A 14,006-nucleotide genomic window follows, 5' to 3' on the forward strand; every position below is an offset into this window, starting at 1 on the left:
CCGCCCCCCTCTGGGGGCGGGCCGCTCCTTTTTTTTGTGTGGGTTGGGGGCAGCTGGGTCTCTTCGCTTGAAGAGGGGCAGCTAGTTGGCGCAACAGGGACATGAGGTGTCGTTATGGAGGCGCCCGAGGTCACTTGGGGCGCGATAGCGACATGAGGTGTGGTTATAGCGGCGAAAGGGCAGTTAGTTGGCGCAACAGCGACACGAGGTGTCGTTATGAAGGCGGCCGAGGTCACTTGGGGCGCGATAGCGACATGAGGTGTGGCTATAGCAGCGAAAGGGGGCTAATTATCGCAACAGCGACACGAGGTGTCGTTATGAAGGCGGCCGAGGTCACTTGGGGCGCGATAGCGACATGAGGTGTGGCTATAGCGGTGAAAGAGCAGCTAGTTGGCTCAATAGCGACATGAGGTGTCGCTATGGAGGCGCCCGAGGTTGCTTGGGGCGCGACAGCGACATGAGGTGTGGCTATAGCGGTGAAAGAGCAGCTAGTTGGCGCAACAGCGACACGAGGTGTGGCTATGGAGGCGGCCGAGGTCACTTGTGGCGCGATAGCGACATGAGGTGTGGCTATAGAGGCGAAAGAGCAGCTAGTTGGCGCAACAGCGACACGAGGTGTCGTTATGGTGGTGTCCGAGGTCACTTGGGGCGCAACAGCGACATGAGGTGTGGCTATAGAGGCGAAAGAGCAGCTAGTTGGCGCAACAGCGACACGAGGTGTCGCTATGGAGGCGCCCGAGGTTGCTTGGGGCGCGACAGCGACATGAGGTGTGGCTATAGCGGTGAAAGAGCAGCTAGTTGGCGCAACAGCGACACGAGGTGTCGCTATGGAGGCGCCCGTGGTCACTTGGGGCGCAACAGCGACATGAGGTGTGGCTATAGCGGCGAAAGAGCAGCTAGTTGGCGCAACAGCGACACGAGGTGTCGCTATGGAGGCGCCCGAGGTTGCTTGGGGCGCGACAGCGACATGAGGTGTGGCTATAGCGGTGAAAGAGCAGCTAGTTGGCGCAACAGCGACACGAGTGTCGTTATGAAGGCGGCCGAGGTCACTTGGGGTGCGATAGCGACATGAGGTGTGGTTATAGCGGCGAAAGGGCAGTTAGTTGGCGCAACAGCGACACGAGGTGTCGTTATGAAGGCGGCCGAGGTCACTTGGGGCGCGATAGCGACATGAGGTGTGGCTATAGCAGCGAAAGGGGGCTAATTATCGCAACAGCGACACGAGGTGTCGTTATGAAGGCGGCCGAGGTCACTTGGGGCGCGATAGCGACATGAGGTGTGGTTATAGCGGTGAAAGAGCAGCTAGTTGGCGCAACAGCGACACGAGGTGTCGCTATGGAGGCGCCCGAGGTTGCTTGGGGCGCGACAGCGACATGAGGTGTGGCTATAGCGGTGAAAGAGCAGCTAGTTGGCGCAACAGCGACACGAGGTGTCGTTATGGAGGCGCTCGAGGTCACTTGGGGCGCGATAGCGACATGAGGTGTGGTTATAGCGGCGAAAGAGCAGCTAGTTGGCGCAGCAGCGACACGAGGTGTAATCTCGTAATACTCTCTCGTCAATCATTCCCTATTTTGATAGAATAATAACAGGTTCATAGACGCCGATCAGGCGCAGGACACAATAGCCAATAGGCAAAGGAGAGAAATCCCCGCATGAAAAAGCTTGTCGCATTATTCACATCCCTCATCATGGCGCTCAGCTTCGCTTCGGCTGTCGGCGCAGCGCCGGCAGCACCACCTCTCGAAATCTACGTCAACGACAAGCTTATTACGTTCAAGGAAGACAAGCCGGTCAAGGAGAACGGCACGACGCTGGTTCCTGTGCGCATGCTTCTGGAGCAGCTGGATTTCGAGCTGGAATGGCATCAGGAAAGTCAGGTTGCAACCGCAACGAGCGTCAATCCGAGACATCAGCTGGTCATCTCCCTGCAGATCGGGAATGACACGGCTTATGTAAACGGCAAGCCGCAGAAGCTGCTGCTCGCCCCGAAGAAGATCAACCAGCGCACTTATGTGCCGCTCCGTTTCATTGTCGAGCAAAGCGGCTACCAAATCGATTGGAACGAGCAGCTGAACCGCATCTCCATCGACACGATTCTGGAGAGCAAGGGCTTCATGTGGAAGGCGGAGAAAAACGGCAATGTTGTATATTTGCTGGGCTCCATTCACGTAGCGAGCGAAGCGATGTATCCGCTGCGCGACGAATTAAATGAGGCATTCGATACTGCCGATTATTTGGCTGTCGAGGTCAACACCTCGGTAGAGAAGCCTGGTCTGGGGGACTATATCGAGGATCTGGCTACATATAAGGACGGCACGACGCTGCGCAATCATGTATCCGCAGAGCTGTATGAAGCGCTGGTCGAGCTCCTGGAGGAGATTGGCGCTCCCGCGAATGCGCTGGATCATCTTGAGCCTTGGTACGTATCCATGATCGTGGACAGCTTGTCTGCTGAGGACAGCGAATTTGAGGCGGAGCTTGGCATTGACCTGCATTTTATGAACAAAGCAAAGAAGGCGAACATTCCTATTATGGAGCTGGAGTCGTACGAATCGCAGCTTCAGATGTTTAACGACTTCTCTGATCGTTTGCAGGAGCAATTTCTGTACGGTTCCTTGTACAAATATTACCAGGAAGAGGATTCTGTAGAGGATCTGTCCGAAATGTGGATCACGGGCGATGTGGATGCCTTGACCGATATGGCCGATGAAGTGCAGGCGGACGAGGAGTATTACAACGCGGTGCTGAGGGATCGCAACCTGCTGATGGCTCAGAAGATTAACGGCTTCCTGACAGGCTCGAATCCAGCGACGTTCTTCGTCGTTGTGGGTGCGCTCCATATGGTAGGAGAGCATGGTCTTGTCACTCTTCTGGAGGAGATGGGGTACACGGTTACACAGGTTTAAAAATAATAAAGCAGGGTCCGGCGGAGGAGGTTCCGCCGGACCCTGTCTGCTGTTCGGCTGCTTCCAACTTTCCGACGCACCCGATCCTATTGTTCTCGGATAGCATCCGAAATGGAATTCGAACGGTTGTTCAGCCGTCAGACGAGCTTCTTGATTGTAAAATTTTCGTTCAGCACGGTCCAGTTCTGAGGGAAGGGCACGCCAAGCTTCCAATAGCTTACACCGCGAAGCTTATAGGCTTTGACAATATCGAATTTGGCCTGTACGCTGCGAGCATCCTCGAACCAGACGACATGCTCTCTTCCTTCCTGGTCATAATAATTATAGTAAGGCGACTGTCCTTCTTCATCATATTGGATGGCCGCGTTGAATTGTGCCGCTCGTTCAACCGCCGCTTTGGGACTGACGGTGGGAGCCCATCTGCCGCCTTGCACATATGGCAGCGTCCAATCGTAGCCGTACAGCGGCATGCCCATCATTATTTTTTCCGGCGGGATGACGGTAATGGCGTAATTGAGCACTTTAACAACCTCGTTGATAGGCGCAACCGCTCTCGGGGGGCCTCCCGACCAGCCCCATTCGTACGTCATGATGACCACAAAGTCGACGATGCGGCCATGAGCCGCGTAATCATGCGCCTCGTAAAGCGTGCCCGTCTGCTCCGCTGATATTTTGGGAGCGACGGCAGTGGATACAAGCAGGCCAAGCGGTCGCAGCGTGTTCACCAAGCGTTCCAGGAATCCATTGTAAGCCTCGCGGTCGGCCGGCGGAATATATTCGAAGTCGACGTTCAGGGCCAGGTAGCCCTTCTCTTTCATAACAGCAGCTATATTATTGATCAGACTAGCTTGAACGCCTGAATCGGTTAAGACGGTATGGGCGATCTCAGGACTGAATGTGCCATTCTCGAAATTGGTAATGACCATCATCGGGGCAACTCGATGCTCATAGGCGGCTCCAATGACAGGGGAATCGTCGATTGGCTGCATGCTGCCATTCGGCTGCACACGATAGCTGAAGGGGCTCAGGTACGTCAGGTATGGCCCCGCCTCGTTCACAAGCTCCACACCGCCCGGCCCGAGCCGTTCCGTATAGGCGTTCACCTCCGTTACCGGCTTGGCTGCGACGGGAATCGTCAGAGTCATGCCGGGGTATATAAGCGCCGGGTTCGTGAGCCGATTCGCCTCCATGAGCGCTTGAATGGTAACGCCATAGCGTTGTCCAATCTTCCATAACGATTCGCCGGCCCGCACCACGTGGGTTGCTCCTGCCCCGGACGTCGGAATGATAACGGCTTGCCCAACAACAAGCTGGCTCTGCGCCGTCAGCCCGTTGGCGGCATACAGCTGCTCCAGCGTAACGCCGTATTGCTGCGACATCTCCCAGAGCGAATCCCCTCTTTTGACCGTATGGATTTGCATGATGTCATCCTCCTCGCATGAATGTGTCAACCGTACCATCTTCAACAGGCTCTATAATCATCTATATTCAGAGGGCTTGTTCTATAGTCTCAACATGGAATTCCACAATGAGGGGCAAGCTATCCAGAATGAAGGGGAATAATAGCGGCGGATTAAGGTCAGCCATGAGGTGTGTGGATATTTGGGCTAAAAAACGAACTTTAATATATGAACCTCTATTAATGTTCGTATTTCATTGACAGTGTGGAGTGGATTGGATAAACTAGAGTAGGTTTGAGGCGGCAGGTGCCGCTTGAAGCAGCAATCTCGTATAAATTCGGGACAGGCCCGAACGTTTCTACCCGGAAACCTTAATTTCTGGACTACGAGCTTGATGAATCGGTTAACGTTGATCGTAGCTGAATCCGGCCATATCCATTAGGTTGCTCTCATCGGAGCAGCCTTCTGCTGTCTATGGCGGGCGGCCTTGAGACAACTTCCGATTGCATCATGGAATAAACCGTTATGGCGCTGACAGGCGCCGCAGGTTTTCTCGGGGTCCTGGGCACATCGGAACGTAATGCCGCGGGACCTCTTTTTTTCATAGGCGATTATACAAGTCAACATTCCACAATAGAAAGAGGTAAAAGCACATGTCTGCGATGGTAGGCGTCATTATGGGCAGCAAGTCAGATTGGGAAACGATGAAATTGGCCTGCGACGTGCTGGAGGAGCTCAGCATCCCTTACGAGAAAAAGGTAGTGTCGGCGCATCGTACGCCGGATCTCATGTTCGAATACGCGGAAACGGCGGCTCAGCGCGGACTTAAGGTTATTATCGCGGGAGCGGGCGGGGCTGCTCATTTGCCCGGCATGGTCGCAGCGAAGACGGCTCTGCCGGTTATTGGCGTTCCGGTCAAATCGTCGAATTTGAATGGACTGGACTCCCTGCTCTCCATCGTGCAGATGCCGGGCGGTATCCCGGTTGCGACTGTCGCGATCGGCAATGCGGGCGGCACGAATGCCGGCTTGCTGGCCGCTCAGATACTGGGCGCCTTCGATCCGGAGGTGCAAGCCCGTGTGGAAGCGCGGCGCGAGAGAGTGAAGCGTGAAGTGCTGGAAAGCAGTGAGACGTTATGATCGAGGGCAAGAACGGTTCTGTGACAACAATCCTGCCAGGCGCGAGGATCGGCATTCTCGGCGGCGGCCAGCTGGGGCGTATGCTCGCGAACGCGGGCAGCGCCATGGGCTATCGATTCGTTACGCTGGAGCCTACGCCGGATTCTCCGATGGGCCAGGTGTCGGAGCAGATTGTGGCGGCTTATGACGATCGGGAAGCGGCGCGCCAGCTGGCGGAGCGTTCAGATGTCATTACGTATGAGTTCGAGAATGTGAACGCCGAGGTCGCCGCGATGCTGATGTCGGAGTCCTATGTTCCGCAAGGAAGCGAGCTTCTATACACGACGCAGCATCGGCTTCGCGAGAAACGGGCGATCGAGGCGGCTGGCGTGAAGGTAGCGCCTTACGCGGAGATTAGCAGCGAGGACGAGCTGCTGGAGGCGGTGCGACGCTTCGGGACGCCGTGCGTGCTGAAGACCGCGACCGGCGGCTACGACGGCAAGGGCCAATGGGTCATCCGCGACGAGGCCGAGGTGCCGAGCGCATTCGCCGAGCTGTCCAAGGCGCGGACGCAGCTTGTGCTTGAGCAATTCATCGACTTTGCGATGGAAATTTCGGTCATTGCGGCGAGAAGCACGACGGGTGAAATAAAAGCGTTCCCTCCTGCGGAAAATATTCACAATGAGAACATCCTGCATCTGTCGATTGTACCGGCAAGGACGCAGGAAGCCGTGCTTCGGGAAGCGGAGCGCCTGGCGGTCCGCATCGCGGAAGGGCTTGGCGTTGTGGGACTGATCGCGGTAGAGATATTCGTGACGCGGGACGGCGAGCTGTTCGTCAACGAGCTTGCGCCTAGGCCCCATAACAGCGGGCACTACACGATGGAGGCCTGCAGAACGTCGCAATTCGAGCAGCATGTCCGGGCGATATGCGGCCTGCCTCTTGGCGATACGGGGCTGCTGACGCCTGTCGTGATGGTCAATGTGCTGGGGCAGCATGTGGAGCCGGTGCTTGCGAGGACGGCAGTGGCGGATGAGGCGGCCAAGCGGCTGGGCGTCGCGCCGAAGCTGCATTTGTACGGAAAGAAGGACGCTGTGTTCAAACGGAAGATGGGGCATGTGAACGTGCTTGCGCCGAACGTAGAGGCAGCGCTTGATTGGATAAATGAAACTAAGATTTGGAAGGTGGAGGGCACATGCTAGATCGTTACAGCAGACCGGAAATGAGGGCCATCTGGACCGAGGAGAACAAATTCAAGGCTTGGCTGGAGGTTGAGCTTTGCGCATGCGAGGCTTGGGCAGAGCTTGGCGTTATTCCGAAGGAGGATGTGGAGGCGCTGCGCAAATCCGCCAGCTTCGATATCGACCGCATCTACGAGATCGAGCTGGAGACTCGCCACGATGTCATCGCGTTCACACGCGCAGTATCGGAGACGGTTGGTCCTGAGCGCAAATGGGTGCACTACGGCCTGACGTCGACAGACGTCGTTGACACGGCGCTGGGCTACCTGCTTCGCCAAGCGAACGACATTCTGCTGCAGGACATTGAACGCTTCATTGCAATCCTGCGCGAGAAAGCCATCCAATACAAGGATACTCCGATGATGGGGCGCACGCATGGCGTACATGCGGAGCCGACGACGTTCGGCCTTAAGATGGCGCTCTGGTATGAAGAGATGAAGCGTAACCTGGAGCGGTTCAAGCATGCGGCGAATGGCGTGCAATTCGGCAAAATGTCCGGCGCTGTCGGCACATACGCCAACATCGACCCGTTCGTTGAGACGTTTGTATGCGAGAAGCTTGGCATTACAGCCGCTCCAATCTCGACGCAGACGCTGCAGCGCGACCGCCATGCGGAATATATGGGCGTGCTGGCGCTGATCGCTACGTCGCTCGACAAATTCGCCACGGAAATCCGCGCTCTGCAGAAGAGCGAATTCCGCGAGGTGGAGGAGCCGTTCGCGAAGGGCCAGAAGGGCTCGTCCGCGATGCCGCACAAGCGCAACCCGATCGGCTGCGAGAATATGTCCGGCTTGTCCCGCGTCATTCGCGGCCATATGCTGACGGCTTACGAGAACGTGCCGCTGTGGCATGAGCGCGACATCAGCCATTCCTCGGCTGAGCGCGTCATTCTGCCGGATTCGACGATGCTGCTGAACTATATGCTGAACCGTCTTGGCAACATCATCAATAATTTGACCGTCTTCCCGGAAAATATGAAGCGCAACATGAGCGCGACATACGGCGTGCCGTTCTCCGGCCGCGTTATGACGAAGCTCATCGACAAGGGCTTCAGCCGCGAGCAGGCTTACGACACCGTTCAGCCGCGCGCGATGCAGGCATGGGAGACGCAGCGTCAATTCCGCTCCATCGTGGAGGAGACTACGGAGATTACGTCCGTGCTGTCGCCTGAGGAGATTGACGATTGCTTCAACCCGGCATGGCATCTGAAGCATGTCGATACGATATTTACGCGTCTTGGCTTGAACTAGGAAGAAGCATATGCTTTCGTAGCGGTTTTGTTCCACTACGCTACACAAAACTAAGCATATGCTTTCGTAGCGGTTTTGTTCCACTTCGCTACACAAAACTTTAGGAGGAACTCATGGGAGCTCAGTTGACGGCTATATCTACAGCGGCGGACTATGTGAAGGCGCCGCTCGTATACAAAGGGAAGGTACGCGAGCTGTACGATCTTGGCGAGCACTTCCTGATCGTGGTGACGGACCGGATCTCCGCGTTCGACTATGTGCTGGACCCGGCTGTGCCTGACAAGGGCAATGTGCTGAACCGCCTGTCCGCCTTCTGGTTCGAGGTGACGAAGGAGCTTCAGGAGAACCATGTTGTGCACTCCGACGTGGAGCTGCTGGGGGAGCTTGTAACGGAGCCGGAGCTTCTGCGCAATCGGATCATGGTTACGCGCAAGGCGGAGCGCATCGACATCGAATGCGTCGTGCGCGGCTACATTACGGGCGGCGGCTGGCGGCAATACGAGAAGACGGGGGCGATCAACGGTATTGCGCTGCCGGAGGGCCTTCGCAAAAATGAGCAGTTCCCAGAGCCGATCTTTACGCCGGCTGCCAAGAACGACGTCGGGCACGACGAGGATATATCGTTCGAGCGCATGTGTGAGCTGGTCGGCGCGGAGCTGGCGGCCGAGCTTCGAGACCGCAGCCTGGAGCTGTACCGCTTCGCTCACGCCTATTGCAAGGAGCGCGGCATCATTCTCGCGGACTGCAAGTTCGAATTCGGACTGATCGACGGCAAGGTCATCCTGATCGACGAGATCTTCACGCCGGACTCCTCGCGCTTCTGGTCCGAAGGCAATTACGCCTTCGACGTGGAGATCGACAGCATGGACAAGGAGCCGGTGCGCACGTACTTGCTTGGCTCCGACTGGGATCGCGACAGCCATCCCGACCCGCTGCCGGAGCTGGTGGTGCAGGCGACGACAGCGCGCTACCGCGAGATTTACCGGCGCTTGACCGGCCTTGAGCTGAGCTAGCCCTATTTGAAATAAACCATCCAAAATTCAACCATATATCAGGAGGCTATTATGAAGGCAACCGTCTACGTCACGATCAAGGAAAACGTATTGGATCCGCAAGGTACAGCAGTGCAAGGCGCGCTTCATTCCATGGGGTTCGCGGAAGTGGGCAAGGTGCGCATCGGCAAGTACCTTGAGGTGGAGCTCGACACGAACGACCGCGCGGAAGCGGAAGCTCGTCTGAAGGTTATGTGCGAGAAGCTGCTGGCGAACACGGTCGTTGAAGATTACCGCTTTGAGCTGGAGGGATAAGAGATGAAGTTTGCTGTACTCGTATTTCCAGGCTCCAACTGCGACATCGACTGCTACAAGGCGGTAGAGTCCACGATCGGCCAGAAGGTTGATTACGTGTGGCATACCGCAACGGATCTGTCCGCATACGACGCCATCCTGGTGCCGGGCGGCTTCTCCTACGGCGACTATCTGCGCTGCGGCGCAATCGCTCAATTCGCGAACGTGATGAACGAAGTGAAAAAAGCGGCCGAGCAAGGCAAGTTCATTCTCGGCATCTGCAACGGCTTCCAGATCCTGACGGAGGCGGGCCTCCTGCCTGGCGCCTTGATCCGCAACACGGAGCTCAAGTTCCGCTGCCACGCGCAGCCTCTTGAAGTGGTGAACAACAATACGGCCTTCACGAACCAATACTCGCAAGGCGAGATTATCGATATTCCGATCGCCCATGGCGAAGGCAACTACTTCTGCGATGACGCCACACTGGCCGAGCTGAAGGCGAACAATCAGATCGTGTTCCGCTACGCGGGCGACACGAACCCGAACGGCTCCGTGGAGAATATCGCGGGCATCAGCAACAAAGCGGGCAACGTGGTGGGCATGATGCCGCATCCGGAGCGCGCGGTGAGCCAGCTGCTTGGCTCGGAAGACGGCACACGCATGTTCACATCGATTTTGAATGCATGGAGGGAACAACATGGCGCAGCAGTTAACGGCTAAGGAGCCGACGGCGGAACAAATCGCGGATCAACGCATCTACACGCAATTCGGCGTGACGGACCATGAATACGAACTGATTTGCGGCTTCCTGGGCCGTAAGCCGAACTATACGGAGATCGGCGTGTTCAGCGTCATGTGGTCGGAGCATTGCTCCTACAAGAACTCCAAGCCTATCCTTAAGAAGTTCCCGATCACGGGTCCACGCGTTCTGATGGGACCGGGCGAAGGCGCGGGCATCGTTGACATTGGCGACAACCAAGCCGTCGTGTTCAAGATCGAATCGCATAACCACCCCTCTGCGGTGGAGCCTTACCAAGGCGCGGCGACTGGCGTCGGCGGCATTATTCGCGACATTTTCTCCATGGGCGCTCGTCCTGTCGCTCTTCTGAACAGCTTGCGCTTCGGCAACCTGAACAATGACCGCGTGAAATATTTGTTCGAGAACGTGGTCAGCGGCATCGCCGGCTACGGCAACTGCATCGGCATCCCGACGGTAGCAGGCGAGGTTATGTTCGACGAGAGCTACGAGGGCAATCCGCTCGTTAACGCGATGTGCGTTGGTCTTATCGATCATGACAAAATTCAACGCGGCGTTGCCAAGGGTGTAGGCAATCCGGTATTCTACGTCGGCCCGGCGACAGGCCGCGACGGCATCCATGGCGCAACGTTCGCATCCGTTGAGCTGTCGGAGGAATCCGAAGAGAAGCGCACCGCGGTCCAAGTCGGCGATCCCTTCATGGAGAAGCTGGTTATGGAAGCGACGCTTGAGCTGATCAACTCCGGCATCGTGCTTGGCATCCAGGACATGGGCGCAGCGGGTCTGACATGCTCCAGCGCGGAGATGGCCTCCAAGGCGGGCAACGGCCTGGAGCTGTACCTCGACGAGGTGCCGCAGCGCGAGACGGGCATGACGCCGTATGAGATGATGCTGTCAGAGTCTCAGGAGCGTATGCTCTTCGTCGTGGAGCCGCAGCATGAGGCGCAGGCGAAGGAAATTTTTGACCGTTGGGGCATCATCTGCGCGAAGGTCGGCAAAGTAACGGACGACGGACGTCTCCGCCTGTTCCACCAAGGCGAGGAAGTGGCTGACATGCCGGTTAAGGCGCTCGTCGACGAGTGTCCGGTATACAACAAGCCATCCGCAGAGCCTGCGTACTTCCGCGAGGGCGCGGCTGTAGACACGGCTGCATTCGCAGAAATCACGGACTTGAACGGCGCGCTTGAGAAGGTGCTGGCTTCCCCTACAGTGGCCAGCAAAGAGTGGGTTTACAACCAATACGACTATATGGTTCGCACCAATACAGCTGTACAGCCAGGCTCAGACGCCGCTGTTGTGACGATCGACGGCACGCGCAAAGCGCTGGCGATGACAACGGACTGCAATGGACGCTACGTATTCCTGGATCCGGAGATGGGCGGACGCATCGCGGTAGCGGAGGCGGCGCGCAACATCGTGTGCTCCGGCGCCGAGCCGCTGGCGATCACGGACAATCTGAACTTCGGCAATCCGGAGAAGCCGGAGGTATTCTGGCAGCTTGAGAAGTCTGCGGACGGCATGTCCGAGGCATGCGTGAAGCTGGATACGCCGGTAATCGGCGGCAACGTCAGCTTGTACAACGAGAACGCGAAGGGCGCCATCTATCCGACGCCGGTTATCGGCATGGTCGGTCTGGTGCATGACATCGACCATATCACGACGCAGAAGTTCAAGTCCGAAGGCGACGTCATTGTGCTTGTTGGCGAGACAAAGGCCGAGTTCGGCGGCAGCGAGCTGCAATATGTGATGAACGGCGCTCCGTCCGGCCGTCCTCCAGTCATTGATCTGGATGTGGAGAAAAAGGTGCAAGGCGCAGTTCTCGGCGCTATCCAGCAGGGTCTCGTCGCATCGGCGCATGATCTGTCCGAGGGCGGCATCGCGGCTGCGATCGCGGAATCCTGCATCAGCGGCGGCATCGGCGCTCATGTGTCCCTGACGAGCGAGCTTCGTCCGGACCACCTGCTGTTCAGCGAATCGCAATCCCGGATTCTGCTGTCGGCGAAGCCGGAGCAAGCGGACGCTTTGACGGCTTGGCTGTCGGACCAAGGCGTGGCGCATGCGACAATCGGTACGGTTACAGGGAGCAATCTGACCATCAGCGTGAACGGCAAAGCCGGCATCAACACGCCGGTACAACAACTGGAGAAGGTTTGGAAGGATGCGATTCCATGTCTCATGAAGTAATCGACCGTTCCGCTCGCGAGCGCGCCGTTAAGGCTCGTTCCGCGTTCGGCGGCATGGCGCCGCAGGGCCTGGAGCTTGACGGCCATGCGCTGTGGACCGGCGATCATTACAATGAAGGTATTGGCCATGACGATATTTTTGACAAATTGCGCGAGGAGTGCGGGGTGTTCGGCGTGTTCGGACATCCCGACGCTGCCGGGCTGTCGTACTACGGCCTGCATGCCTTGCAGCATCGCGGCGAAGAAAGCTCCGGCATCTGCACGGTCGATTCGCAGGACGGCGGCAAGTTCGCCTACCACCGCGGCATGGGGCTCGTCAAGGAAGTGTTCGACAAGGAAAATCTGGAGAGACTATCCGGTGATCGCTCTATCGGACACGTCCGTTATTCGACCTCCGGCGCCAGTCATCTGGGCAATGCCCAGCCGCTGATCTTCCGGTACCGCGACGGCGACCTCGGCGTGGCGACGAACGGCAATATCGTGAACGCGCCGGAAATCCGCCGCGAGCTCGAGATGAGCGGCTCCATCTTCCAGACGTCCAGCGACACGGAGGTTATCGCGCATCTGATCGCGCGTTCGCCGAAGGACTTCGTGACGGCTGCGAAGGAGGCGCTGCAGCGGATCGTCGGCGGCTTCGCGTTCCTCATCATGACGAACGACAAGCTGCTGGTCGCTTCCGACCCGCATGGTCTGCGTCCGCTTGCGATGGCCCGTCTCGGGGACAGCTACGTGTTCTCCTCCGAGACGTGCGCGTTCGAGACGATCGGCGCGGAATACGTGCGCGACGTTCAGCCGGGCGAGCTGCTTATTCTGGATGAGAACGGCCTGACGGAGGATCGGTACGCGGTTATCGAGCGCCGCGCGACATGCGCGATGGAGTACATCTACTTCGCTCGTCCGGACAGCGACATCAACGGCATTAACATTCACTCGGCGCGCAAGCGCATGGGCCAGCAGCTCGCATCGGAATCGTTCGTCGACGCGGACGTGGTGACGGGCGTGCCAGACTCCAGCATTTCCGCCGCGATCGGCTTTGCAGAGCAGACAGGCATTCCATATGAGCTTGGCCTCATCAAAAATAAATATACCGGCAGAACCTTCATCCAGCCGTCTCAGGAGCTTCGCGAGAAGGGCGTCAAGATGAAGCTGTCCGCCGTCCGCAAGGTGGTGGAGGGCAAGCGCGTCGTGATGATCGACGACTCCATCGTGCGCGGCACGACGTCCCGCCGTATCGTGAACCTGCTTCGCGAGGCGGGTGCGACAGAGGTGCACGTGCGCATCACGTCGCCGCCGTTCAAGAACCCTTGCTACTACGGCATCGATACGCCGGACCGCAAGGAGCTGATCGCCTCCTACCGCACGGTGGAGGAGATCCGCAAGGAAATTAACGCGGACTCGCTTGCGTTCCTGACGGACGAAGGCTTTGTCGACGCGGTCGGCGGCAATGACGGCGCGTATAATCGCGGCATGTGCCTCGCCTGCTTCGACAACGACTACCCGACTCCCGTGAACGAGGAGTCGGACAAGAGCTGCAGCTGCTAACTGCAAGCAGCACCCGCGCCTGCGCCGCAGGGGCAAATAAGCGTGGCACACACGCTTAAATGCGCAAAACCTGCGCCGCAGGGGCAAATAAGCGTGCCACACACGCTTAAATGCGCAGAACCTGCGCCGCAGGAGCAAATAAGCGTGCCACACACGCTTAAATGTGCAGAACCTGCGCCGCAGGAGCAAATAAGCGTGCCACACACGCTTAAATGCGCAGAACCTGCACCGCAGGTGCAAATAAGCGTGCCACACACGCTTAAATGCGCAGAACCTGCACCGAAGGGGCAAATAAGCGTGCCACACAAGCTTAAATGCGCAGA

The 14,006-nt window shown here is 57.6% G+C and carries 10 protein-coding genes and 1 riboswitch; of the genes, 9 read left to right on the plus strand and 1 reads right to left on the minus strand.

Annotation, left to right across the window (positions count from 1 at the left end):
• Window positions 1-1,652 precede the first annotated feature (1,652 nt).
• Window positions 1,653-2,906 carry a TraB/GumN family protein gene (locus AB1S56_RS05800; protein ID WP_340871123.1) on the plus strand — a complete coding sequence of 418 codons (1,254 nt, stop codon included), beginning with the start codon at window positions 1,653-1,655 and terminating at the stop codon, window positions 2,904-2,906.
• A gap of 137 nt (window positions 2,907-3,043) precedes the next feature.
• Here AB1S56_RS05800 and AB1S56_RS05805 read toward each other — a convergent pair whose 3' ends face one another.
• Window positions 3,044-4,327: a LysM peptidoglycan-binding domain-containing protein gene (locus AB1S56_RS05805; protein WP_340871124.1), complete on the minus strand. Its 1,284-nt coding sequence runs from the start codon at window positions 4,325-4,327 to the stop codon at window positions 3,044-3,046.
• 286 nt (window positions 4,328-4,613) lie between these two features.
• Window positions 4,614-4,712: riboswitch (purine riboswitch) on the plus strand.
• Window positions 4,713-4,959: 247 nt separating this feature from the next.
• Between AB1S56_RS05805 and purE the strand changes: the two genes are divergently transcribed.
• From purE to purF, 8 genes are all read left to right on the plus strand, one after another.
• Window positions 4,960-5,445, plus strand: a complete 486-nt coding sequence (purE, locus tag AB1S56_RS05810; protein ID WP_340871125.1) for a 5-(carboxyamino)imidazole ribonucleotide mutase — start codon at window positions 4,960-4,962, stop codon at window positions 5,443-5,445.
• A complete protein-coding gene (gene purK / locus AB1S56_RS05815) occupies window positions 5,442-6,626 on the plus strand; it encodes a 5-(carboxyamino)imidazole ribonucleotide synthase (protein ID WP_340871127.1) in 1,185 nt (394 codons plus the stop codon). The genes purE and purK overlap by 4 nt, the downstream gene beginning before the upstream one ends.
• Complete coding sequence (gene purB, locus AB1S56_RS05820) at window positions 6,620-7,915, plus strand: adenylosuccinate lyase (protein WP_340871128.1); 1,296 nt, start codon at window positions 6,620-6,622, stop codon at window positions 7,913-7,915. Before purK ends, purB begins: the two co-directional genes overlap by 7 nt.
• 113 nt (window positions 7,916-8,028) lie before the next feature.
• Window positions 8,029-8,928: a phosphoribosylaminoimidazolesuccinocarboxamide synthase gene (locus tag AB1S56_RS05825; RefSeq protein WP_340871129.1), complete on the plus strand. Its 900-nt coding sequence runs from the start codon at window positions 8,029-8,031 to the stop codon at window positions 8,926-8,928.
• 48 nt (window positions 8,929-8,976) lie between these two features.
• Window positions 8,977-9,222 (plus strand): phosphoribosylformylglycinamidine synthase subunit PurS, encoded by a 246-nt coding sequence (purS, locus tag AB1S56_RS05830; protein WP_179215887.1) that lies wholly within the window; start codon window positions 8,977-8,979, stop codon window positions 9,220-9,222.
• Between the two features lie 3 nt (window positions 9,223-9,225).
• Complete coding sequence (gene purQ, locus AB1S56_RS05835; RefSeq protein WP_340871130.1) at window positions 9,226-9,921, plus strand: phosphoribosylformylglycinamidine synthase subunit PurQ; 696 nt, start codon at window positions 9,226-9,228, stop codon at window positions 9,919-9,921.
• Entirely contained in the window at window positions 9,899-12,142 is a 2,244-nt protein-coding gene (gene purL, locus AB1S56_RS05840) for a phosphoribosylformylglycinamidine synthase subunit PurL (protein WP_340871131.1), read from the plus strand. The genes purQ and purL overlap by 23 nt, the downstream gene beginning before the upstream one ends.
• A 53-nt stretch (window positions 12,143-12,195) precedes the next feature.
• A complete protein-coding gene (gene purF, locus AB1S56_RS05845) occupies window positions 12,196-13,683 on the plus strand; it encodes an amidophosphoribosyltransferase (protein WP_340871183.1) in 1,488 nt (495 codons plus the stop codon).
• The last annotated feature ends 323 nt before the right edge of the window (window positions 13,684-14,006 follow it).

This window comes from Paenibacillus sp. PL2-23, from assembly GCF_040834005.1.
Lineage (GTDB): Bacteria > Bacillota > Bacilli > Paenibacillales > Paenibacillaceae > Pristimantibacillus.